General features: G+C 41.8%; 21 protein-coding genes. 11 read left to right on the top strand and 10 right to left on the bottom strand.

The features are described 5' to 3' along the window. Positions 1-82 precede the first annotated feature (82 nt). Complete coding sequence (locus FPZ43_RS03255; protein ID WP_146380403.1) at positions 83-1558, bottom strand: HEPN domain-containing protein; 1476 nt, start codon at positions 1556-1558, stop codon at positions 83-85. Positions 1559-1698: 140 nt separating this feature from the next. On the opposite strand from FPZ43_RS03255, the gene FPZ43_RS03250 reads away from it, so the two are divergent. Then, positions 1699-2097: a helix-turn-helix domain-containing protein gene (locus tag FPZ43_RS03250; protein ID WP_146380402.1), complete on the top strand. Its 399-nt coding sequence runs from the start codon at positions 1699-1701 to the stop codon at positions 2095-2097. A 160-nt stretch (positions 2098-2257) separates the two neighbouring features. Continuing rightward, entirely contained in the window at positions 2258-2623 is a 366-nt protein-coding gene (locus tag FPZ43_RS03245; RefSeq protein ID WP_186461749.1) for an RNA recognition motif domain-containing protein, read from the top strand. Positions 2624-2636: 13 nt separating this feature from the next. Here FPZ43_RS03245 and FPZ43_RS03240 read toward each other — a convergent pair whose 3' ends face one another. The 5 genes from FPZ43_RS03240 to FPZ43_RS03220 all read right to left on the bottom strand — a co-directional run bounded on the left by FPZ43_RS03240 (position 2637) and on the right by FPZ43_RS03220 (position 9497). After that, a complete protein-coding gene (locus tag FPZ43_RS03240; RefSeq protein WP_146380400.1) occupies positions 2637-3845 on the bottom strand; it encodes a relaxase/mobilization nuclease domain-containing protein in 1209 nt (402 codons plus the stop codon). After that, the gene (locus FPZ43_RS03235) at positions 3842-4177 is read right to left on the bottom strand and encodes a plasmid mobilization protein (RefSeq protein ID WP_146380399.1); all 336 of its coding nucleotides are present in this window, start codon (positions 4175-4177) and stop codon (positions 3842-3844) included. The genes FPZ43_RS03240 and FPZ43_RS03235 overlap by 4 nt, the downstream gene beginning before the upstream one ends. Before the next feature lie 104 nt (positions 4178-4281). After that, complete coding sequence (locus tag FPZ43_RS03230; protein WP_146380398.1) at positions 4282-4572, bottom strand: helix-turn-helix domain-containing protein; 291 nt, start codon at positions 4570-4572, stop codon at positions 4282-4284. Positions 4573-5055: 483 nt separating this feature from the next. Next, positions 5056-8448 carry a TM0106 family RecB-like putative nuclease gene (locus FPZ43_RS03225; protein WP_146380397.1) on the bottom strand — a complete coding sequence of 1131 codons (3393 nt, stop codon included), beginning with the start codon at positions 8446-8448 and terminating at the stop codon, positions 5056-5058. A 44-nt stretch (positions 8449-8492) separates the two neighbouring features. After that, positions 8493-9497 carry a helix-turn-helix transcriptional regulator gene (locus FPZ43_RS03220; RefSeq protein ID WP_146380396.1) on the bottom strand — a complete coding sequence of 335 codons (1005 nt, stop codon included), beginning with the start codon at positions 9495-9497 and terminating at the stop codon, positions 8493-8495. A 109-nt stretch (positions 9498-9606) separates the two neighbouring features. Here FPZ43_RS03220 and FPZ43_RS03215 point away from each other — a divergent pair, with 109 nt between their 5' ends. From FPZ43_RS03215 to FPZ43_RS03200, 4 genes are all read left to right on the top strand, one after another. Beyond that, positions 9607-10605: a cyclic GMP-AMP synthase DncV-like nucleotidyltransferase gene (locus tag FPZ43_RS03215; RefSeq protein ID WP_146380395.1), complete on the top strand. Its 999-nt coding sequence runs from the start codon at positions 9607-9609 to the stop codon at positions 10603-10605. Further along, on the top strand, positions 10595-11023 hold the full coding sequence (locus FPZ43_RS03210) for a hypothetical protein (protein WP_146380394.1): 429 nt from the start codon (positions 10595-10597) through the stop codon (positions 11021-11023). The genes FPZ43_RS03215 and FPZ43_RS03210 overlap by 11 nt, the downstream gene beginning before the upstream one ends. A gap of 156 nt (positions 11024-11179) precedes the next feature. Beyond that, positions 11180-12067 (top strand): nucleotidyltransferase family protein, encoded by an 888-nt coding sequence (locus FPZ43_RS03205; protein ID WP_146380393.1) that lies wholly within the window; start codon positions 11180-11182, stop codon positions 12065-12067. A gap of 2 nt (positions 12068-12069) precedes the next feature. Next, positions 12070-13008 carry an STING domain-containing protein gene (locus FPZ43_RS03200; protein ID WP_146380392.1) on the top strand — a complete coding sequence of 313 codons (939 nt, stop codon included), beginning with the start codon at positions 12070-12072 and terminating at the stop codon, positions 13006-13008. 515 nt (positions 13009-13523) lie between these two features. Here the strand turns inward: FPZ43_RS03200 and FPZ43_RS03195 are convergent. The 3 genes from FPZ43_RS03195 to FPZ43_RS03185 form a co-directional block, all read right to left on the bottom strand. Further along, the gene (locus tag FPZ43_RS03195) at positions 13524-15149 is read right to left on the bottom strand and encodes an AlwI family type II restriction endonuclease (RefSeq protein ID WP_222430915.1); all 1626 of its coding nucleotides are present in this window, start codon (positions 15147-15149) and stop codon (positions 13524-13526) included. A 61-nt stretch (positions 15150-15210) separates the two neighbouring features. Next, positions 15211-16119, bottom strand: a complete 909-nt coding sequence (locus tag FPZ43_RS03190; RefSeq protein WP_146380390.1) for a DNA adenine methylase — start codon at positions 16117-16119, stop codon at positions 15211-15213. A 344-nt stretch (positions 16120-16463) separates the two neighbouring features. Further along, positions 16464-16796: a potassium transporter KefB gene (locus FPZ43_RS03185; RefSeq protein ID WP_146380389.1), complete on the bottom strand. Its 333-nt coding sequence runs from the start codon at positions 16794-16796 to the stop codon at positions 16464-16466. A 147-nt stretch (positions 16797-16943) separates the two neighbouring features. Here FPZ43_RS03185 and FPZ43_RS03180 point away from each other — a divergent pair, with 147 nt between their 5' ends. Further along, positions 16944-17813 (top strand): DUF808 domain-containing protein, encoded by an 870-nt coding sequence (locus FPZ43_RS03180; RefSeq protein ID WP_146380388.1) that lies wholly within the window; start codon positions 16944-16946, stop codon positions 17811-17813. On the opposite strand, the gene FPZ43_RS03175 is transcribed toward FPZ43_RS03180, so the two are convergent. Then, a complete protein-coding gene (locus tag FPZ43_RS03175) occupies positions 17814-18344 on the bottom strand; it encodes an NAD(P)H-dependent oxidoreductase (protein WP_146380387.1) in 531 nt (176 codons plus the stop codon). A gap of 86 nt (positions 18345-18430) precedes the next feature. On the opposite strand from FPZ43_RS03175, the gene FPZ43_RS03170 reads away from it, so the two are divergent. From FPZ43_RS03170 to FPZ43_RS03155, 4 genes are all read left to right on the top strand, one after another. Then, positions 18431-18790, top strand: coding sequence for a winged helix-turn-helix transcriptional regulator (locus tag FPZ43_RS03170; protein ID WP_146380386.1), 360 nt, complete (start codon positions 18431-18433; stop codon positions 18788-18790). Between the two features lie 51 nt (positions 18791-18841). Next, a complete protein-coding gene (locus FPZ43_RS03165; RefSeq protein WP_146380385.1) occupies positions 18842-20344 on the top strand; it encodes a glycoside hydrolase family 43 protein in 1503 nt (500 codons plus the stop codon). Between the two features lie 105 nt (positions 20345-20449). Continuing rightward, positions 20450-21163, top strand: a complete 714-nt coding sequence (locus FPZ43_RS03160; protein ID WP_146380384.1) for an adenylate/guanylate cyclase domain-containing protein — start codon at positions 20450-20452, stop codon at positions 21161-21163. Between the two features lie 212 nt (positions 21164-21375). Beyond that, entirely contained in the window at positions 21376-23163 is a 1788-nt protein-coding gene (locus FPZ43_RS03155; RefSeq protein WP_146380383.1) for a glycoside hydrolase family 15 protein, read from the top strand. Positions 23164-23168: the final 5 nt, after the last annotated feature.

Below are 23168 nucleotides of genomic sequence, written 5' to 3'. Positions count from 1 at the left end.
GTGCGGCAGAAAGGCTGTCGGTGTAGTGGAACCCGGAGCGATAGCGTGTGGTGAAATGCAACGGTCTGCCTTTCTGCAAGGGCTAATCTATCATTTGCTCTTTTATCTGGTGATACATTCCTTCAGCAGTTATGAACAGCTTGCACACTTTGTCTGATAACGCCTTCACTATATCTTTATCAACGTAAAAGTCGTCTTTATACCTTGCTGCGGAATAGGCCGTTTGTAAAAGCTCAAAAAGCTGTACATCCTCAATTACACTAAAGTCAAATACATTTTTCAAGTCATCAGTGAAGATCAACGTTATCCTTAGCTGCCTGGCCAGATTATGAATGGAGAGCCGGTAACCCAAGTTGACCCTTATGATAGCGCTTAAAGTGCTTTCTACAGCCTGATGCATCAGGAACACAGCTAAATTGTAATTGCCTTCATTAAAGCAGCTTAGGGACGTATCCAGAAAGTCTTTACCTTGCTTACCCCAACGGTTCCATATAGCTTCTACCTGGTTTTTTATATGTATTTCATCTGGATTCCGCAGTTCGGGTAACTCCAATTTAGATGACTGGTAAGCTATTTTGTCTTTCCGTAAAGCATTGATAAAAAAGCGACTCCCTTCTTTGAGCGCCCTAAGAAAAGCGTCTGACTTATGAACGATCGCGCAAACATTGATCAGATGACCGCATTTCTTCTCGATCTTATCTAAGAGTTGATGTTCCGATGTTTTGTCTTGCTCCTTAGTGATAATTAGCAGATAGAACGTGTCAGGATCAGGATGTGTCCCAAGGTGAATAATCATTAATACAGGCTCAATCTCCTTTAGTATGATCTCTACCAACTGGCTTAGGCCAAGCTGTTCAGCGGTGGTAATTGCTTCATTAAACCTGCAATTGAAATTCATTAATGGCAATCTTACAGGATACCGCTTTACCTGCGTAGATGCTAACTCACCAGATCCATCTACGCTCTTCTTTAACGTTGGTTCGACCTCCCGCTGCTTGATGACCCATGCGGCTTCGTAAAGCTTTTGCATGTTCTCGTAAAAATAGATCACATCGCTGGTGTCTAAGAACTCATCTGCTGAATGATTGGACAGGGCAGTTTCCAGCCACTCATAAAGAAGATCAAGGTATTGACCAACAGTATAGATCTTAAAGAAATTGCCGATAGCCAAATAGGGATTAATGCGTTCGGCGGAGGATAGGTGAACAGGATAATGCAGCCAATCCTGTTCTTCTTGCTGTAATTGTAGATCAAAGTTAATATGAACGGCATTCGCCAACTTCAATGCTCTCTTTGTTCGGCTGATTAAGTAAACTGCTTCGACTAACCTTGCATTTAACTGGTGCGTAAACAGCAACCCAGCTGGACTTTTCTTGTGTTCATCCGTGTAATAACCCTCCTCAATCACATGCTTACGCCATTCCAGTAAGCTTTCTAAATGTCCGGGTAGCCAGTCAGCGGAAAAGAAATCACTGATCACCTTTAAAGGCTCGTTGACCTCATCCTGGTCAAGATACTTAGGATAAAAGTTTTGTACATCATATTGCTTTAAGTCCATGACTGATGCTATTGTGACCGGCCTTTATTGACCGGCAACACAAAAAAATAGCAGAACACCTACGTGCCGAACCACAGCTATTTGTACTTTACAATAATGCGGTTGTTTCGTACATTTACAATAATTGATACATTTACACCATGGCAGAGACTTTACACATCGGAAGAAAGATCAGCAAGATTCGTGAGTTACGTGGTATTAAGCAGGAAGCACTGGCTGCGTTGCTCGGTATCAGCCAGCAAGCTATTTCTAAAATTGAACAAAGCGAAGAGGTAGAAGACTTAGCGTTAAATAAGATTGCTGCAGCTTTAGGAGTTACTCCAGAAGCAATCAAAAACTTTAGTGAAGATGCGGTATTGAATATTATTAATAATACTTTTACCAGTCACGATACGTCAACCCTAAACGCCATTAACTTCCAACCAACGTTTAACCCTATTGACAAACTAGTAGAAGTTTTCGAAGAGAATAAAAAGCTCTATGAGCAGTTGTTAGCGAGTGAGCGAGAGAAAATCGAGCTTTTAAAAAACTTAAAATAATATCAGCTCCGCAAGGGGCTTTTTTATTTGCGGTCAGCCTTGCATAGTTTACTTATTAAAAATGCATATTTCTGTTTCTAAGTTTCTGCATTAACAGAAATGTTCATTTCTATAAATGCAGAAATCTATTTTTCTATATCTCTACATTTGCAGTCTACTCATGGAATTAGTTAAATTATTTGTTGGCGGCTTCCCGCTTGAGATCGACGAATTGGAACTGGCCAAGTTATTTGCACCGCATGGTGACATCAGTACCATCAAGATCGTTCGTGATAAGAAAACACGCATTTGTAAAGGCTATGCCTTTATTGAAATGAATGACCGGCAAGGAGCCGAAGCTGCGGTAGAAGCTCTGGATGGCACAGATATGAACGGCAAGCAGCTCACTGTTAAGATCAATGAGGAACCCGCTGCAAAACCAAGCTATGCACCTAAAGCTTTTGCTCCGCAAAGACAACCTGTTTATCAAAAGGTATCTAGGCCAGGTACCGAGGAACGTAAGAAAAGGCCAAGAAGGACTTTGTGATCAAAAACCATTACTAACCCAATCTTTGACCTTTTCTCTTCTTACGTTTGCGTTTGAACTCATTCAATGCACTTTGATATATATCACCAGCAGGGTGATCAGTGCCGAGCAAACTCCCGACAAGATCGCTACCAGGTAAAGCCTGACGACCCACCTGCTGCCCACCTTGTTGTTGGCTTTGTGAATCTGCTCCGCGCTGTATACGATACTTTTGATTTGGAACGCCAGATTGGTTGCTGTGCTGTCCATCAGTTCCAGCCGCCTGCTGGTATCTGCTATCTTTTGCTCTGATCTGATCCTGTAGTTTTCCAGCGCCTTGCTGTATAGCTTTTCTATTTCCGGCAGTAACTTTTGTATCTGCGTCAATTCCGGTTGCTGTTCCTCTTGTGGCATATTCACCGGCTCTTGCTGATTGTTGGAAGTCTCTTGTCCTAACATTTGCCTTGTAAATTGCTGTGCGATCTCTTTCTTGTTCATAATTGATAGCATTTTTTATGGCCTGCCATTTATAAGCATTACCTAAATGAGCACCTTTGAAATGCATGCCTTCATAACCATAGGATATACCGCTCACAAAACCGGTACTGGCCTGGTTAAACAATACGTTGATTCCCTTCGCTTCCAGCGCCTGAATGAACTGTGCTGTATCCGGCTTACTGCTGAGCACATCTTTAATGATCTCCTGTAACTGCATTTTAGAGGACGGCACATTCGTTCGCTTCATCATCTCCAGTTCATTCTTGGTCATTGCTCTTTCCTGCGCCTGCCTGCTGGAAATGACCTCTGTTAAGCCATACTGCTTCTCCAGCTTTCTGAGTACCTGCTCGCTGCGCTGGTAGTCCCTGCTATCAGAAACCACTTGCCCGTCATAGCCGATACGGTTGACCAGAATATGCAGGTGCGGATGATCCGCATCGTAATGTCGGAAGATGGCATATTGGTGCTGGTCAAATCCCATGTTGTTCAAATATTCATTTGCAATCATGTTCATTTGTTCATCACCCAGGTTCTCGTTTGGCGGAAAGTTGAGCGAGGTATGATAGAAGTATTTTTGAAGGTTTGGCCTTAACATTCTGACCAAAGCCACTTCACCCATGATAGAATCCTCTTTGCCCGATGTAAAAGTCATATCCAGGACTTTCGCCTTACCATGCTCAACCTTTTGCAGGTTGTAGCGTAATGCGCCCCTGAATCCTTTTCCTTTGACCTGGTCCGCTGTCATTTCATTAAGCAGTTAAGTATATCCTTCTGGGTTTTGATCAAAGCGCTCAGTATGGTTACAAAAACTGGTGATAATCTACCAGCGTTCAATTGCTTCACCGCCTGGTTAAGGTTAACACCGATCTTATGTAGCTCCCGGTAAAGTGCCGCATTGATGGGCGACAGCTTGATCGCAGGAAACCTGCCGGTAAATGCTTTCTGCCTGATCCAGTTGGCTGGTGTCATTGCCGATGCCTGGGCATAATTGCAAATCATCTCGTTCTCTTCTTTTGTGAGGCGTATATTGACCTGAATGATCCTTTTATCTTCTTCCTGTAAAGCCGGTCTTCCCATGATCTTTGATTTTAAACGAAGTGCAAAATCTAGCTTATCTCCGAAGGAGCAAGCCGTTTAAGCGTAGCGAAAACATGGCTTGCTCCTAAACGCTGAACACACTTCTATTTACTGAAACTGATCCGTTTACTCTTGACTTCCCCCTTTAAAACCTTCATGATATCCTCGTAATTGTAATACAGGATACCACCGATCTTGGTGAACGGAATGGTTCCGTTATCCCTGAGCGTTTGTAAAGTGTTGCTGGAAATCTTGAGCAGGTTCTTGACCTGGTAACTCTTTAAAAACTTTCTTGGTTCCTCACCTGAACCGCCGCTGATCAGTGCTTTCATTTGACTCAGCAGTCGTTCTCCAAACTCCTGCAAGTCTTCCTTCGTGATGATTTCTGCTGCCATAATTATTCATTTACTGATATAAAACTCAAACCTAAATTCCTCTCAGATGCTCCACAAGTACAACTTTTAAGTTGTACCCCCGCGACAAAGTTGTACCCTTCCTTTAAGAATAGTTGACAACCTGTGCACACATGAGTGATATTTACACTGCGTTTGTTTAAGTACAAAGGTGCTGACCTGATATAAATAAATATCACACCTCATGTACGAGGTAGGATGTTTTATACAAAAATGAGTTAAGAGAATTGGAATTTACTCCGAGTTTATCCGAGTCGGAACAATGATATTATGTGTTAACCCCACATTATGCTTAGTGATATGACGTCAGGGCGGAGTGTGCCTACGAATATAAATTTCGCGTGCAAAGGAGTACTCCTTTTATTTTTGCGATAAAAGTTAGCCACTCTCGAATTTAAATTAACCTATCAAGATGTTATAGGTTCGAGCCATTCTTTCGTAAGATTGTTTTAAATCCTTATCCATCTACCCTGAAAACGCGAGTTTGCAGTACAAGTTCAATAGACGCATTTCGTTTAGCGATCCCGCGTTTGTTTGGGCAATTCGTGCATCTCCGACGACAACTGCAAGGCATTGCGCTCTTGATACCGCTACGTTAACCCTGTTCTTATCCAGTATAAATGATAAGCCGCGGGAGCCGTACTCGCCGTAACTGGAACACATAGATAAAACGCATACCGGCGCTTCTTGGCCTTGGAATTTATCCACACTGGCTACTCTTGCTCCTTCCGGCAATACTGCTTTCAAGGTGCGCACCTGTGAATTGTACGGTGAAATAAAGAGAAAATCTGATAAAGCCAATTGTCGAGTAGTTCCATCGGACGCGGTGTAATTCTTGCCTATTAATGATCGAAAAATAGCGCTAACCATTACTGCTTCCTCGTCACTTTGTTGGATATTACCGTCATGTTCAACATTGATAAATGCAACGCCGCACTCCGGTAAAGATACCTCAGCCAAAGGGTCTGTGTCAATTTTTTGCCGTTCACAATTTTCGTGAGATCCAAGCCGGTTTTCGTAAACGCTTTCGGAAATGAAACGACAAACCGAGGGATGCATCCTCCTCGATTGACCCAAAAACAATCCGTAATCCGCCGGTACTACGGCATGGAATACAGGAGCGTCTGTTAGACTTAATTTTTCATCTTTCAGCGCATATTGTAATACGGACATTCCTGAATCACCGGGATGACTTCCCTGAAGCGGCTGCTCCAGCTGCATCTGATCGCCCAGCAAAACCAAGTTGGAAGCGCTGCGCGCCATAGCGACGGCATTAGCAAGCGATACCTGCCCAGCTTCGTCGATAAATAAGAAGTCCAGTTTATTTTGCAGTTCCGGCCTGCTAAATAACCAGGCCGTACCAGCTATAAGACCCCCACGATATTGGTTTGCCGCATCCTTGTTTGAGCCCACATAACGCATAAGTGGGTTGTCGCTGAAAAGTTCGCCTTCACTTTCTCCGCTGGCTTTCAGGCCCGCCAAGGAGTGCCCCTTTGCCCGTATGATTTTACCACATTCAATTAATAAGTTGATTACCGCCTTATGACTATTCGAGGCTACACCAACATTTTTACCCGCTTCAAGCAGGCTGGCGATCATATTTGAACCCGTAAAAGTTTTACCTGTCCCCGGCGGCCCCTGTATGACTAAGCAACCCGCACTCATCTCTTGGCTTACCCGGGTTGCTGCGGAAACAGTATCTTCTCCAGCTTTTTGCAGTTCTGCCACAGGTGTCGCTCTTGTTAATAAAGCCGAAATTGACCCCGGAATAATTCCTGCTAAATAATCCCGGCCAATACTGGCGAGCGCTGCCTGTATTTCCTTTGCAGGTACATATTCGCTAAGGATAATTGAACCGGCGGATGGGAACCGCCCATTCATTTTTTCATTTAATGCTTTATTACCAATTTTAAGACTTAGGCGACCGGAATTGGAGTCAATTGCAATTAGCGTGAATTTGGCATCAAGGTCATTACAAAACATCACCTGTTTGCCTTCTTCCATTTTGCATTCCTGCAAACCCTCAAAGGTGTAATCCTGAATTTGGGACTGTTTATCGGATTTGGGCGCACCGATCGCTTGAACTCCGTAAATGCATGCCGGATCATCACTCAATTCTTCGGCTTCAGCCTCAGCTCGGTCGAACATTCGCCACCAAACTGGCTTTTGTTCCCGACGATGGAAATCAATCAGGTCTCCTAATGTTGTAGCAATGGGCTCATTTTTGTTTCGAAGCTGGTCTGCGATTTGCAGTCGTTCGGCTAATTCCTGTGACGCTGCGGTAGGTTCTTCATCTCGCTCTTTCTTCTTTTTGGGTAAATAGTTTATACCGTTGTCTGCTGCTAATTTGGTCAACCACCGGAACAATTCTACTGTGGACCGGCAGTCATCTTCATTATAATCACGTATCGCTTTTAAAATATCGCTTTCCTGCCATTGCCTCGGTTGCCCGCTTTCTATCCACCGGGCATACTGCACGATCGAACCGGCAGCTGTTGCAACTTCGGTGGTGCGCTTTGGCCTATATAATAATTCGATTGACTTTATTGAATAGCTGGCTTCGCCGATTCGGATGCCCTGGCGAACAACCTTGTACAAGTCAACTAATACGTCATTACGTAATAATTCATCTACTTCTTCCTGACGGGTATCATGCCGTATGCTCAATCGTCTTAACGCACTCTCCTCATAGGCTGCATAGTGATAGATATGCATACCAGGGTTTTCGATCCATCTCTTAAAAACCCAATCGATGAAGCCTTGAAAGGCAGCTTTTTCACTTTCACGGTCATGCGCCCACCAATCAAAAAACTCAAAATCATTGGTTGTAGCGCCAAAAAGATACTCGAGGCCGCCCATGGTCAACGGATATCCCTCCATATCAAAAAAAATATCGGCAGGGTGTGCAGGCGGAAGTAACTCCAAGCCAAACGCAGCAAGGGCTTCTGCCGGCTTTGCGATCAACTCGTAACGAGCATCAGCCGTTGAGTCTTTTTGCCGGTCCGCCTTTGTACCGCATTGCAAACGTGCTTGGGCAACTATTTTAATTAAGGTGTCGTTGGCTAACTTATGAATACCGCTACCAGTAAATTCAGCTAACTGGCTCATCGTAGCGATACCTGCTTTTGCCAATTTTTTGATTTGTCCCGTTGTAATCCCGGCTACCTGAACTAAGTGGTCATTGTTGGCGAAATAGCGATCTGCATGCGATTGCCAACGGCCATGATCAGCTGATGCCAAAGGCTCCGGGCAATCTTTCAGGTTATCGGTAAAGGTTTCCTGCATCTCGAGGAAATTGTTCTTTACCCGTTTGTAGTAATGATAAAAGTCCTCGGTGCGGAATACGACCCTTTGCCCAGTCCCTAAAATAATACCGAACTTTTCCGGCATCGACTCTCCTGTTGTAGCCGCATACATTTCAGCATAGCAGCACAATTGTACGGCATAATAAGGTTTTGGCGAACGCGCCAATTTCGTGTCCCATAATTCGTAGGCGTCACTTTCATTTAAAATTAAAAAATCCGCATAGCCAGCAAATTGATCTTTTTGTAACGCCGCCTGGAAAACTATTGGCACCCGACTTTTTATGGCTGCTGTAGTGTTAGTAACAGCTATTTCAAAATCGCTACGTTCAATTTTAGCAATAGGTATTCCCTTAGCCTCCATCTCCGCCAGCATCGCTTGTTCATGTATGTCACCGGTTTCAGCAATAAGCTTGGTTTCCTCACTTTCCTCGTCGGGCGTTACCAGATCCCTATTCTCCAAATAATAACGGTCCATCCACGAAGCAAACGATGAAGCAACGAAAGTGATCAAGTCACTTGGGGAAAAAATGATAGAGCCGGCAGATTTTCTCATAGCTGATTTAGTAATACATAAAATGTAAATTGTTGTAACGCTACCTATTTAGCGTTTACAGAATAATTGTTAATAATGTTGCTTGCGATTTCGACAATCTTTTCAGCGAGGCTTTTCGGTTCCAACACAGTGACGTGAGCGCCGTAATTCAAAATAATGCCCACCAATTCAAAGTTGATGATAACATTTAATGTAATAATCAATCCCTCTTTATCGTCCTTCAGAATATTCTGTGAATGATGCATTTTCTGACTTCGTAAATAATGGCCTTCGGACTCGACAAACTTTAACACTACTCTTTCAACCAGGCCGTTTCCGGTTCCAACGCCAATACAATTCGTGAGGTAGCTTTTATCAACTAATCCTTCATCTAGAAAAGGGCAATCTGACTTTTCCAATGCAGTGATTCTGTCGAGCCCATACGTTCTTGTAGCTCTTTTCTGTTCATTCTTGCCAATAATATACCAACGGTTCCGGTATTCTTTTAACAGATAAGGATGAAAGTCATATACCTCCGGCGAATGACCGAATTTTTGGTAGGTGATTTGCAAACATCTTTTTTCCTGTATAGCTTCGATGATCGTATCTATATACTCCACGCCCTTTGCAAAAGGGGTCCGCTCGAAGTCGATAAAATTTAAAACAGCGCCCTGGTCTGACCGTTTCGAGAACTTGACTATTTTGTTTATAGTATTGGTAAAGGCGTTGAGCAGTGGAATATTTCGATATTGATTAAGTGTCGATGCAGCTAATCTAAGTGCTTTAAGGTCTTCAGCATTAAGCGGCAGTTTATCAATCGAATAGTCGGGGTCCGTATAATAATAGCCAAACGGTGATTTCGAGTGTTTAATCGGAGCAAAGTAGCTGAGCTGACGACTGTTCTTCATTTTTTCGATATCACCACTAATGCTGCTCGTGGAAATATCAATATCAGTTTCTTCTAAAATAGCATCCACAAGATCCTGCTTTGACCAGTATTTCTTGGTACGGTGGCAAAGACAGTCGTTAATCACCCGAATACGGGCCATGAGGTCTTTATTGGCTGGCAAGGTTCAGATATTAAATATTTATAAAAATACAAAAAAAAGCAAAACACAAATAGGTTGTATTCTGCGCCTTTATTATTGTATCATTTAATACTCTAAATTAATATAGACTATGGCAAATTGTAACAGACTCTTTTGCGATTACGGCAAAAGCATCACGCCATCGAACGAGCAGATGCAGCAGATGATTAACTCGAGGACGACGCTTGAAAAGAAGATTATTACCAAATTAGAAGAAAGGCTAGGGATGACGCCTACGTTTTATACACAGGGTTCAGCATCCAAAAATATGCGTACCATTATCATTAAGGAAAATGGCACCTACGATGCGGACCGTGGTGTTTATCTTCCTCGTAAACCTGATGTCAGCGCAACTACTGTACAACGGTATGTCTATGAGGCAGTAAATGATCATACCGCCGATGGAGCAGAGCACAGAAAAAAGTGTATACGCGTTTTTTATCGCTGCGCCTACAATATTGATTTCCCGGTTTATTACGAGGTAACCGACGAAGATTATGCGTACATGGCAGTGAAGGATAATGGTTGGATAAAAGACGATCCATGGCACATAATTACCTGGTTTGAAAAGCGAAAGGACGCTGATGGCCAACTCGTCCGAATGGTAAAATACTTAAAAGGATGGGCTTCGAAATGCTCCTCTAAAATGCCAAGTGGTATCGCACTCACCGTCTGGGCAACCAATAATTATGTAAGAATTGAGGATAGGGACGACGAATGCCTGTACAATTTGTTGAAGGCCATTCGTTCCGCAAATTACTACCGGGTTTCTTGTATATCGCCGGTGGAGCCATATGACGATCTGACTGCAAAGCTTACTGAAGATCAAAAAGCCAAATTCAGAGCTGAATTGGATAAATTTATTGATGATGCCAAGAAAGCACTTGATAAACCTAACCAGTTGAAGGCGTCTCGCATTTGGCAAAAATACCTTGGACAGCGTTTTCCTGATGGTGTGGACGAGGACACGGATGCTAAAATGAAAGCCCTTTATGCCGCTGCTAGTGTGACCTCTCGTTTAACTAGTTCGGGGCAATTTAGCAATACCAGCGGCGTAGCAGGACAATATAACCGGAATTATGGCAGCTAATATTTTAATACCACAGCGCCGACTTCAAGGAACGCATTTACTGCGCGTTGAGGCCGCGTTATTAAAAAAGCATTATGATTTTTTAACGTCAAAAATTATAAATGGGGTTCTTTTTGTTCACGGTTATTGCAAGCCGACAAATTACTCGATCACTTATAATTATAAGATTGTGTATGATCCTGCTAAAACCCCGAAGGTTTACGTAACGGAGCCACAAATTTGCTATCATGAAGAAATACACATGTATGCTGATGATAACCGTCTATGCCTTTATTATCCGAGGGATCATAGCTGGAACGACAATTCGCGTTTGTTTAATACGATCATACCATGGACGCATAAATGGTTCCTGTTTTATGAACTCTATTTAATCACAGGTAAATGGGAGCATCCTTACGTTGAACATAGAAGAATTTAAATTATTAATAATACAGTTATGGCAGTACTAGATTATAACAGACGACTATCCAATCTTCAAAGTAGGCGATTTGATCCGGGGTTGAACGAATCCGCGTTAACGAAATCATTCAGTGCTTCAGACATCCCACAAGACATTAAGTACCTATTTGAATCGATGAAACCTATAGGTACGAAATATAACGCCAAAACTATTCAAGCCGCTGAAAATGTTCAAAGCCATCTTGAGAGAGGGCTTAAAGTACATTTTGACAGGGCTTATAGAACACAAGGTTCGGTTAGAACCAACACGAACATAAGGGTACATAGTGATTTTGATTTGCTTACGATTATTGATAAATATTTTTACCCTCAAACCTCGACCCGTAATGTATATACGGAATCAGATCCCGATGCAGATATTGAGGAGCTAAGAAAGCAGGCTACCGCTATCATGAAATTTCAGTATGATACCGTTGACGATAGCGGCGACAAATGCATCTCCATTGAAAACAAGCATCTAAACCGCAAAGTAGATATTGTATTTGCTTACTGGTACAATTCAGATAAATATCAGGAATTAAGAGATGAATTCTATCGCGGCGTGTACCTGTATAGTTTTAAAAAGAAAACCAAACATCGGGATTTCCCTTTTGCTACGATCCATAACGTAAATGTAAAGGGAGATACTACTAATGATGGCCTAAGAAAGGGAGTTAGATTATTAAAAAATCTCCGGGCTAACTCGGACGTTGAATTGAAGGTACTTAAAAGCTTTCAGTTAAATTCGATAGTATACGCTATCGATAATACCCCTCTGACCTACACTATTGGAGATGAGATTAGGATTGCCAGGGTTGTTTCCGAGCAAATGGGAAAACTTATTGATAACCCAACCTATCGAAAATCGATATCAAGTCCTAACGGAGTTGAAAAACCACTTTATGACGACAACACTGTTCCCGAACTGATTTTACTCAAAGGTGATCTTGATACTCTCATAGAAGATGCATCAAAAGACTTATATAAAAGCCACACACTTCAACGGACACTTTTAAGCTATTAATTATGAATGATTTAAAACCCCAAATATTTATAGGTTCTTCCACTGGCGGTTACAGTATCGCCGAAAAGGTAAAAAATTGCCTTTCTATTGTTGGCGATTGTCATCTTTGGAAAGACGACGGTGTATGGGAGGTTAACACCAGCACTTTCGATAACTTGCTTCGCATGGTCAAATTTTTTGATTTCGGAGTATTCGTTGCAACTGCTGATGATCTGACACTTACAGTTGACGATAAAATTGTGATCGAGCCGCGGGACAATGTTATCCTGGAGATGGCGCTTTATCTTGGTGCACTAGGTAAAGACAAGTCCTTTTTACTAGTTGAAAAGGGTATCAAACTTCCAACAGATTTTAGCGGTATTTATATGCCCCGTTTTATTGCGACTGATGATACATCTATTCACAACGCCTGTAACGAGTTCATCCATAAAATTAATGAACATTATCGCTTAGGCCATTTGAGCCTTTATCCAACTACTGCGTTGGCAATTGGCTATTATAAGAACTTTATTGAGGGTATGGTTGAAAGCATCCATGATGCTGAAAATTTAGAATATGAAGGCGCCATATTTACCGATTTTAAATTGAAAGTTGTTATACCAAATGATTTAAGCGGCTATATCCGGCAAAAAGCCTCTCTTTTTTATAAAAGACATGGATTTGGCGAGAACAAGATTAAAACGAAATATAGAAGCCAACCTGCTTGGTTCCATTTAGACGTTAATAATGCGCCGCACGGTGTTATTTACGATATGCCAAGCACACTTACGGGTATTGATGATGCCATAGAAATGGTACTTCAGAAAGGTTTCACCGGAAGAACAGCGATGCAGGAAATAATTGAGCAGCGGGAGTTAAATAATTTCAGGCGCGTATTGCAAATTCAGATTAACAAAAGCCCCTACGCAAAAGCCGTAGTTGAAATAATAGACGAATTTTAAAAAGACAGTTCAGAACTCTTAAAACAAATAGTTAATTCATTTATATAAAAAAGTATGGGAATCAAGCCAGGACCAAAAAGAATTGCTAAATCCACTGGAAAACCAGATCAACGGCAAAGGGATAACAAGCAAACGCCGGGAAATACACCGTCATTAAAACCGCACGAACATAAGAAGGGCAAATGAATTCACTTTTTTAATTACGTTCTTTCTTGGGACATCAAGTTATAAATGAAGGCAAGTCGGACTTCATTTTAATAATCGGGATAGCTCAAGGCAGTGCTTGCAGTCAAACTTGATGTTCCAACTGGGAACATCAAGTCTGAACTCATCTACGTTATGAGCGGCTCACTTTCTTGAGGCGAATGGAGTTTCTGGATGTCATTTTTGATTTGAAGCATATCCATATCTCGGCTAACCTGACTATCTGAAAACTTTGCTTAATGCTAGGTAGTACGGAAATTTTTACGGCCCAGCATATTCAGAAGTTATTACCAGCGCATTTGAAATCAGTTCTATCTCTCTTGAAAAAGCCAATTCAACGCTGCTTCCATAACGCCATTGTACCATTCTACCTCACTGTTCGTTGCAGACGCCAGCTCATTTGAATATTCAAAAAATCGTAGAATATGTCGGGGTTCGGGCACGTAATCTGCATTATGTGAATCCTCAACCATTTTCAGAAACACCCGCAATGGTAAAGGTACAATGGTCGAAGTTCCGCCATAATATGCAATATTTAATCGGTGAAGCCCATAAAAATGTGCAATCACCGATTCATTGATTGTAGGAGCAATGAAAAGGCAATATGCAGGCTTGTTAGTTTCCCGTTTATATTTAGCTAAGTGCCGAGTTACTGATTCACCTTCAGTCTCATACTGGCGCTGTCCGCTTTGCATTGTTACTTCGACGGTTAAACCGAAATCTTCGTAATCACATTGGATATCAGCCATGTTGCCTTGTGCGGTTGACATGGGCTGCCCGAAGTCGTCAAACTTTAAATTTGCTTTGATATTGCCTCCATCAAGCATAGTCATCGCTCGCCAAGTATTCCATTCAAGCATTAAAGGCGTATCGTATAAATCATTATCCAATATTTGTGAAAAAGTAGTATTAATATCATCAAAAAGCCGGTAATCTTTTATGGCCGATACTTGTTCGCTAATTAACTGTTCCTTTCGTGATTCTCGGGCATTGGACAAAAGCTCTTTTAGTTCCGGTAGGTTAACTCCTGACGGGATCAATAGTTCAGGGAACTCTGCAGCCAGTCTTCGCAACAGTAATTCCCTGTTATCTGTTAAGAGCACGGGTAATTGCGGATTACCTAAATAAGTGGTATAACTGGCTTCATTGTCGGTAAAGATCGGGTCACGGTCCGTATTCGCTAAAAAATAATCAACTTCCGGAATCTTTTCAGGAACGATGGATACTGATTTTCCCAAATGTGATATATTGACCAAACCAGTTGCTCTAAGATAACGAACGCAGGCATCTGCGTAATCACGCATATTACTTGCTTTAGTTTTTAAGAATTTAGCTACAGAAGCATCATGAGTTTCTCGTGTCCTCGTATTGCCAGCAAGGATATCGTTCTCGTATATTAAGCGGAGTTCCGCATCGAGGTATCCAGCTTTGAAGCGGCGATAGTTACCTTCATTCTGTGCCTTGGCTACCCTAAAAGCGTCAATTTTCGAAACAATTTGTTCAAACTGCCTATAGTCAACCAACTGCAAACCAAAAATAACCAGCTCATCAAATTTCAGCGAACCAAAATGACGGATTAAACGGAATATTTCTAGGTATGGTTTAACCCAGAACTCAGCAGAATTAACTGTTGGCCGGTGGAAGGGAGATGGTACTTGAAATTTCAATAACTGTCTGAGAAATATTTCTTCTTTTCGGGCCGCATTTATGAGCTCCTGTCCCGCAGGAGTTAAGGTGATTACTGGCGATAAGATTACAAAACCCAAGGATTTAGGACCACGATTTATCCGGTCACGTGCGCTGAAAGCAGGGTCATTAGCACCTTCCCCGCTGAAGAAGTTTTCTTCTTTCAGCAAATCCATGAACGCCCTTTGATTGTCAGTATTCCAGGGAACTCCGGAGAAATGCTCGCTCAAAAGCTGTATCTCGGGAATCATTTTAGATGGCGTCCTGGGGGAAGTGGTTAGAAAGATTACTTTACTATCGATCCTAGCCATATTAAGAAGCCAATTCGATTTGAGGTTTAGGATTTAAATAACGCATTTCGCTGCTGCTTTTGTAATTGGCCAACAGGATGTGGGAAGCTGAAGCCTTAAAGCGATTACGAATGTTGACTGCATAAGCTTTCTCATATTCATCGATGATTAAGTCGCCATACAGTTTTTCGGTTAATGGTGTACGGCCAATTACCATCAGTGCTTTACATTTTAGCTTACGGTAAGCTGAGGCCAATTCAATATGGTTTTTTTCTGTAAAGCCGTCTTTATGCTCTATGTTTCCGTAATCTGAAAAAATGCAATCATATGGCGGGTCCAAGAACATAAAATCATCTTTCTTAGCGAGTTGAAATATCTTCTTGTAATCGCTATTAAAAATTTCTGTAGTTCCGAGTAATTTTTGATGAGCTTCGGTAATTAAAGATGTATTAAAGTTTGCATAGCGTCCATATGGTACGTTAAATTCACCTTTGGCATTATGACGGATCATTCCAGAATAGGCTGTTTTGTTAATGTAGAAATACAATGCTGCATCGGAATATTTTTTATCTATTAGCTCGTTATACATATCCCTCAGCTCATAGTAGAAAGCCTCATTCTCATCATTTACACGGTTATCCGGGCTTTTAGCTTTTAATTGCTCATACCGTTTTCGATTATCTGTGTAAATCCGCTCGATTGATTCTAATTCGGCAGACAACGTCTTAAAGTCCGATTTGACCATCGAGTAAAATGCCATCAGTCTACTATTAATGTCATTGATTATCGCTTTTTGGGGTTCGAGGTAAAAATACAATGCCCCTCCGCCGAAAAACGGCTCAATATAACGTCCGGAAAAGTCCGGTATATGTTTGACGAGGTGTGGCAATTCCTTGGACTTGCCGCCCCGATATTTTATTAGCGGTTTCATGATAATCCTTTGTACAAACTTCGACAAATAATCGTTAAAAAAGTATTTTAGTTTCTGAGCTATCTGCCACGTTCAGGACTACCTAATGGACAAAGGCTCAAAAACGAGCGAATGCTTTTGTTTTATATCACTAAATGTGTATCTTTAATTATGAAAAGAGGTAGTTACCTAAGTGAACACCTGCTTTGATTTGTTTCTATTAACGCGTTAAATATAAGGAATTTACAAGCATAGGTTATCGTCCTGCCATCCCGACTGATACCATTCAAAAGCCCTTAAATCTTAAGATTTAAGGGCTTTCGTTTTCTTTCTATACTAGTAAAGTAAGTTTTTTCGGTAAAAACTTAGTGCCAATACGTCCCGGCAAAACCCAGCACCATACCCATCCACATGCCAATTGCAAACACTACAAAGCTTAATACATTGGCTAAAACCGTATGCCAGCCACCTTTGCTGCGCATGTTTCCCATCAGGTAGTAAAAAACGCCGCTCATGGCGCCAGCAAATGTCATTACTAATAGTGGCCTCAGTACCCAATATTTATTCCAGGTTGGGTCGGGCTCACCTGTTTGTAGTAAGAATGTCGACACTATAATTAGGCCGACACCTGCTCCTTGTAATATCCGTTTTCCCAACGGTCCCGACTGATTTCGTTGGGCTGTATCGATGGCTGCCATATATAAGTATTTTAATATTGTAGGTTATATTAAGGAACAGGATTGCAATGCAAAGATGTTCCTTAAAACTTTGTTATTGTATTAAATTTAGTTGATGCCAAACTGAAAGCAAATTTATATGTTGCGACTGTATTATTTTACCCTCTTATGGCTTCAGGTTTTTTTGCAATTTTGGATGATATAGGCGCTTTGATGGACGATGTTTCGGTAGCGGCAAAGGTTGCAACCCGTAAAACAGCAGGTATACTTGGCGACGATCTTGCCGTAAATGCAGAAAAGGCCACAGGTTTCCTGGCCTCGCGGGAGCTGCCGGTACTGTGGGGAATCACAAAAGGCTCTTTAATTAATAAACTGATTATTGTGCCTATTGCCTTGTTGCTTAATTCGTTTTTTCCTGCCGCCATAAATATAGTGCTTATTATAGGAGGCTTTTATTTAGCTTATGAAGGAGTGGAAAAGATAATTGAATTTCTGTTTCATCGTTCCAAAAAAGGCCGCGAGGTAATTGAAGAAAAAACCAGTCAGGCAGATGCCGAAAAGGCTAAAATTAAATCGGCCATCACAACAGATTTTATACTATCGGTAGAGATTGTAATTATAGCCCTTGGCTCCGTTACGCAAGAAAACTTAACCATACAAATCATTACTGTTTCGGTAGTGGCGCTACTGGCTACCATAGGCGTGTATGGTATAGTAGCGCTAATAGTGCGTATGGATGATGCCGGTTATAAACTCATAAAAAGCAATAATGATAAAGGCTTTTTATCAAGCCTGGGCCATCTGCTTGTAAAGGCATTGCCTGTTATAATTAAAATTTTAGGGGTTGTAGGCACCATTGCACTAATTCTTGTTTCGGGCGGTATCTTTGCACATAACGTCGAATTTCTGCACCACGTACTTCCAAATTTGCCTTCGATAATTAAAGAGCTGTTGTTGGGAATTGCTGCAGGCCTTATAGCCTTTGCTGTGATAACAGGCGCGAAAAGTGTGTTCAAGCCGGCTAAGGTTAAAGCATAATCATAACGCCCTTAAAAAATCCAGGTATGGCTGCACGCTTTCTTCAACGCCATCCTTAGCAATTTTATAGTCAAGTCCGTAATACGCAAAAAATGGACGGTAGTCGGCTTTTATATACTCAAAGGATAACTTGAAAGGACGTATTAGTTCGTTTACCGTATACCTGTACCTACCATCTACAGTATATTCTTCTTCATCAACACCTGCCGTTATTGCGAGTGTAATTATTTTACCGCCCATTTTGTAACCACTTTGGCTGCCGTAGGCCCAGCCGTGCGTTAAAATATCGTCAAACCATGTTTTTAACAAGCCCGGGCAGCTAAACCAGTAAAATGGAAACTGAAAAACTATCTTTTCATATTGCTCAATCAGTGCCTGTTCTCTTTGCACGTCAATTTTGCCATCAGGATATGTGCCATGCAGATTGTGTATATAGTATTGATCGGGATATTTCTGCAGTTCTTCCACCCAACGTTTGTTTATAACTGAGGTTTCTAAATTGGGGTGCGTTACAATTATTAATGTTTTCATATCAATTTTGATGGCAAAGCTAATGCCCAACCCATGCAATTTGTATATTGGCAGCCCATTGTTAGGTACTATCAAAAATGTAAGTAATGACTAAAATTAAAGAAGCATCAACCAATTTTTCCAATAGGCAAGCGCTTGCCGAGGAGTGCCCCGAGGTTTATGCGGCCCACATTATTGGCGGGCAATGGTCATTAGTTATATGCTCCTGGTTATTGACTGGTAAGCTGCGGTTTAGTGAACTCAAAAGCCGGTTACCAAACATTACGGAGCGCATGCTGACCTTGCGACTACGCAAACTTGAGGAAGATAAAATTATTAAAAGAACAATTTATGCCGAAGTGCCGCCAAGGGTTGAATATGAACTTACTCAAATTGGCTACGAGCTGCAACCCATTATTAAACAACTCGAAAAGTGGGGCGAAAAACATAAAAGTTTGCAGTCGTAAATTAAAAAACGACGCTTAGCTATAAACAAACTTTCCTTAAATCAGCAATCTATGAACCTTATTAAATTCTTCCTGTTGCTTTTCGTTCTATCGCTGGCATCAATGCCCGCTATGTTATTTGCGCAAGGCAAAGCAGTTATCCCGGGTGACTTTGCCGACCCATCCATCATTAAAGTAAAGGACACATACTACGCTGTGGGCACATCGTCAGAGTGGGCGCCGCATTTCCCTGTTTATGTTTCGAGTGATTTAAAAAACTGGCAACAAGCTGGATATGTATTTGATAAAGCACCTGCATGGACATCCGGCTCTTTTTGGGCGCCCGAGTATTATAAAATCAATGACACATACTATATATATTATACTGCCCGTCGCAAAAGCGATAATACATCTTACATTGGCGTAGCAACCTCAAATTATCCTGACAAGGGATTTAAAGATCATGGTGTTATTATCGAATTTGGTAAAGAAGCTATAGATGCTTTTGTATTTAATGATGGCGGCCAATTATACATCACCTTCAAGGCGTACGGCCTTGATAACCGCCCGATCGAACTATTAGGTAGCAAACTTTCTGCGGATGGTTTGAGCTTGGAAGGTGAGACGTTTTCTCTCCTTAAAGATGATCAACGGATAGGGATGGAAGGGCAAAGCATTATAAAGCACGACGATTATTACTACCTGTTTTACTCGGCCGGCGATTGTTGCGGTATAAAATGCGGCTACAATGTACGGGTAGCGCGGGCCAAGTCATTTACCGGGCCATATGAGATTTATGCTAATAACCCCATACTTGCCGAAAATAACGATTGGAAATGTATGGGCCATGGCACCTTTGTACAAACAGGTGACGGTAAACTGGCTTACCTGCATCATGCTTACAACAAAAATAGCAACGTACTCGCCGGTCGGCAGGGGTTATTATCAGCGCTTACCTGGCCGCAAGAAAATGGCTGGCCTGTTTTTAAAGCTCAAACGGAGATGCTTGGCAATGCCGAGCGAAGTTTAGTCGACAATTTCAATGGCAACGCAATAGCAAAATATTGGCAATGGGATTTCAGAAATGCTTCGCCAGTTGTTAAACAAGGGGCGGGGTTGCTTCACTTGAGCGGAACTGTTAAGCCAGGCAACAAAGCGGGGATTGTGTTAACGGTAAGGCCGGTATCAAACAACTTCGAGGCAAGCACTATAATAAACAATTATAACGAAGCATTAAAAGGGCTGGCGTTTTACGGGGATGCAAATGCCGCTTTGGGTGTAGGCATTAGTGGCAATAAAATTATCGCTTGGCAGGTTAAGGGTAATACGTTTGATACGCTCGCCTTTAAACCTGTCAACAAATCGGTTCCTGTAAAACTCAAATTATCAGTTGTTGACGGGAAAAAGTGTTTGTTGCTATTTAAACAAGGCAAAACTGATTGGACGCCTTTGCAAACTGTAGCTGACATTAGCTTTTTACCGCAGTGGGACAGAAGCCCGCGTGTGGGCCTGCATTTTAAAGGCGATGAGAAGCTTGATGCAGCTTTTACAAACTTTACGATGGTAAGTAAATAAACAAATAAGTAGCCTGGTAAGTGGTTGCTAAAAAAATAATTTTTCGATTTTTTAAAATGTTTCTTTTTGTTGGTCGTCTTACAAGTAAACACAACAACGGCCCTCATGAAAACAACCATTACCACATATCGAACCATGCAGCACGAGCTGTTATGCCAATATAACAACCCTGCCGAGGGCAACATAATTGAAAAAGACCTTGCTATCCTGTTTCTCGACTTGCGGGACTACACCGGTCTTCTACAGGCTCAACCTGCTCGCGAGGTTGTGCATATGGTAAAAAAGTTGTTTGGCTTTTTCAGCAACGTCATCAATTCATTTGGTGGGCGGGTTATAGATAGGGCAGGCGATAGTTTGTATGCTGTGTTCGGTTTGAAAACCAGCGTGCAGACAGCAGTGGTTGAAGCTTTTAATGCATCTAAGATGTTGTTTGATGCCTTGGCATATTTCAATACAAATTTTGCTGTTGCACGTTTCAACAAACCAATTGAAATTGGCATTGGCTTACATGCAGGTAACGTTATAATTGAAGAGATGCAGAATGAACAGGGTGCCTATCTTTCTGTAATGGGTTTGCCTGTAAATATCGCCGCCAGGCTACAGGCCGAAACACGTGTACTTGACAATGATTTTATTGTGTCCGAACATGCCTATGGCATGCTGGATGGTGCACAGCGGAACGATCAACATTTTGAGTCGCGTAGTGTTAATGTGCACGGCGTAAACAATAAACAAAGCATCAGGCTTGCCGGCAGTGCCTATCATAACAGCAAACTACTAAACGACGAACTTAGCTACCTGCTTGCAATAGCAGGTTGATGGTTCAGGTTTCCTAATTTATACAAGGGCACCAGCGGTAACGCTGGTGCTTTTTTTATGTGATTATAAGCTTCCAAAATATTGCGGCTAACAGGTAAGGGAAGCACCACATGTGCTTAGACGAAGTTATGATATGTGGCAAACCAATTAATTACAGTTTTCGGTAACAATTGCAATCAATTGTTGTTGGTAGGGTAATTTACGTTTTACACATGGAGAAACACATCTATCAAACAGGTATAATAGGCAACTGTGCATTTTTGGCACATATTGATAAGAACACAAATGTTGAATGGATGTGCTGGCCACGTTTCGATAGCCAGTTTATTTTTGGTGGCTTGCTGGATAAAAACAAAGGCGGCGAGTTTTCTATAAAGCCTGGCGGAGAGTTTGTATCAAACCAATATTATCTCGAGAATACCAATATAATGCGTACGGAGATTACCTGCGCCGAGGGAAAATACTGCATAACAGATTTTGCTCCGAGGTTCAGTAAAAACCGGACCTATTACCGCCCTTTGATGCTCATCCGTAAAATTGATGTGCTTGAGGGCAACCCGCGTATAAGGGTTAAGTGTGATCCGGTTTGCGATTATGGCCGCAGCAAGTGGGAACGAATACAGGGTAGCCGCTCTATAGAGTTTCACGGTTGTGATGAAAAGATGATGCTTACATCAAACATCCCTACAACTTACTTGCTGGAAGACCAGTACTTTGCACTTAACGAAACAAAATATCTGGTTTTAACCTACGGTACCGAGATTGACCGCTCATTGGCTGGTTTATGTGAAGAATACCTGCGCGAAACTAAGGAGTATTGGCGTTTATGGATAAAACACTCATCAATAGCTACATTTTACCAACCATACGTTATCAGGGCTGCGCTTGCACTTAAAATACACCAGTATGAAGATACAGGTGCCATCATAGCAGCCAGTACAAGCAGCCTTCCCGAATTTATGGGCAGCGGCCGCAACTGGGATTACCGGTATTGCTGGTTGCGCGATACTTTTTATGTACTTACTTCATTAAACCATATTGGGCATTTTGAGGAAATGGAGCGGTATTTTAATTATGTAACGGATATATCATTCTCTCACGATAGCGATTTCAGGTATCAGCCGCTTTATGGCATAACCGGTAAAAAGGATCTCACGGAAACCATCATGGATCATTTGGATGGTTACATGGGCAACAAACCGGTACGTATAGGTAACCAGGCGTCAGAGCATATACAAAATGATATTTACGGCCAGGTACTTATATCATTACTTCCCCTTTATACCGATCATCGCTTTATATTCAGAGAGCGAAAGGATTCTGATAAATGGATAGCAACCATCCTTGACAAAATTGAACGCACTATTGACGAAAAGGATGCAGGCATTTGGGAGTTCAGGAATATCGCACACATACATTGCTACAGTAACCTTTTCCAGTGGGCGGGATGTAATGCTGCAGAAAAGATAGCTTTAAGCATCAATAATGATCAGCTGGTACAAAAGGCAAGATCGTTGCGTGAACGCGCCGCAGCGCACATCGAACAGTGTTATGATCATGAACGTAAGGTCTATACGCATGCAGCAGGCAGCCCGCATTTAGATGCAAGTACTTTGCAGCTTATAATGATGAACTACCTGGATCCCGAATCACAAAAGGCAAAAGATCACCTCATAGCATTGGAAAAGGAACTGAAGACTGAGGGCGGATTATTTTACAGGTATCTTCATAATGATGATTTTGGCAAACCCAAAACAACGTTTTTGATATGCGCATTTTGGTACGTGGAAGCCTTAGCTTGCGTTGGCCGTTTGGATGACGCTATCAAAGAGTTTGAAAAGCTGATGAAATACTGCAACCACCTGTTACTGTTTAGCGAGGATGTGGATGAAGAAACAGGCAGCCAGTGGGGTAACTTTCCGCAGGCATATAGCCATGTTGGGCTTATGAACGCTGCCTACCGCATTGCCATGAAACTTGATAAACCCATATTTTTATAAAGAAC

This window comes from Mucilaginibacter pallidiroseus (genome assembly GCF_007846085.1).
Classification (GTDB): domain Bacteria; phylum Bacteroidota; class Bacteroidia; order Sphingobacteriales; family Sphingobacteriaceae; genus Mucilaginibacter; species Mucilaginibacter pallidiroseus.
Note: the sequence above shows the minus strand (reverse complement) of the source record. Positions and strands in the feature narration are given on the sequence as shown.

Coding starts and splice junctions, on each gene's coding strand:
- FPZ43_RS03240 (WP_146380400.1), bottom strand. CDS start 3,845: ATGACAGCGGACCAGGTCAAAGGAAAAGGATTCAGGGGCGCATTACGC.
- FPZ43_RS03175 (WP_146380387.1), bottom strand. CDS start 18,344: ATGAAAACATTAATAATTGTAACGCACCCCAATTTAGAAACCTCAGTT.
- FPZ43_RS03230 (WP_146380398.1), bottom strand. CDS start 4,572: ATGGCAGCAGAAATCATCACGAAGGAAGACTTGCAGGAGTTTGGAGAA.
- FPZ43_RS03245 (WP_186461749.1), top strand. CDS start 2,258: ATGGAATTAGTTAAATTATTTGTTGGCGGCTTCCCGCTTGAGATCGAC.
- FPZ43_RS03155 (WP_146380383.1), top strand. CDS start 21,376: ATGGAGAAACACATCTATCAAACAGGTATAATAGGCAACTGTGCATTT.
- FPZ43_RS03195 (WP_222430915.1), bottom strand. CDS start 15,149: ATGATTCCCGAGATACAGCTTTTGAGCGAGCATTTCTCCGGAGTTCCC.
- FPZ43_RS03250 (WP_146380402.1), top strand. CDS start 1,699: ATGGCAGAGACTTTACACATCGGAAGAAAGATCAGCAAGATTCGTGAG.
- FPZ43_RS03185 (WP_146380389.1), bottom strand. CDS start 16,796: ATGGCAGCCATCGATACAGCCCAACGAAATCAGTCGGGACCGTTGGGA.
- FPZ43_RS03200 (WP_146380392.1), top strand. CDS start 12,070: ATGAATGATTTAAAACCCCAAATATTTATAGGTTCTTCCACTGGCGGT.
- FPZ43_RS03165 (WP_146380385.1), top strand. CDS start 18,842: ATGAACCTTATTAAATTCTTCCTGTTGCTTTTCGTTCTATCGCTGGCA.
- FPZ43_RS03225 (WP_146380397.1), bottom strand. CDS start 8,448: ATGAGAAAATCTGCCGGCTCTATCATTTTTTCCCCAAGTGACTTGATC.
- FPZ43_RS03170 (WP_146380386.1), top strand. CDS start 18,431: ATGACTAAAATTAAAGAAGCATCAACCAATTTTTCCAATAGGCAAGCG.
- FPZ43_RS03205 (WP_146380393.1), top strand. CDS start 11,180: ATGAAACCTATAGGTACGAAATATAACGCCAAAACTATTCAAGCCGCT.
- FPZ43_RS03215 (WP_146380395.1), top strand. CDS start 9,607: ATGGCAAATTGTAACAGACTCTTTTGCGATTACGGCAAAAGCATCACG.
- FPZ43_RS03180 (WP_146380388.1), top strand. CDS start 16,944: ATGGCTTCAGGTTTTTTTGCAATTTTGGATGATATAGGCGCTTTGATG.
- FPZ43_RS03190 (WP_146380390.1), bottom strand. CDS start 16,119: ATGAAACCGCTAATAAAATATCGGGGCGGCAAGTCCAAGGAATTGCCA.
- FPZ43_RS03235 (WP_146380399.1), bottom strand. CDS start 4,177: ATGGGAAGACCGGCTTTACAGGAAGAAGATAAAAGGATCATTCAGGTC.
- FPZ43_RS03210 (WP_146380394.1), top strand. CDS start 10,595: ATGGCAGCTAATATTTTAATACCACAGCGCCGACTTCAAGGAACGCAT.
- FPZ43_RS03255 (WP_146380403.1), bottom strand. CDS start 1,558: ATGGACTTAAAGCAATATGATGTACAAAACTTTTATCCTAAGTATCTT.
- FPZ43_RS03160 (WP_146380384.1), top strand. CDS start 20,450: ATGAAAACAACCATTACCACATATCGAACCATGCAGCACGAGCTGTTA.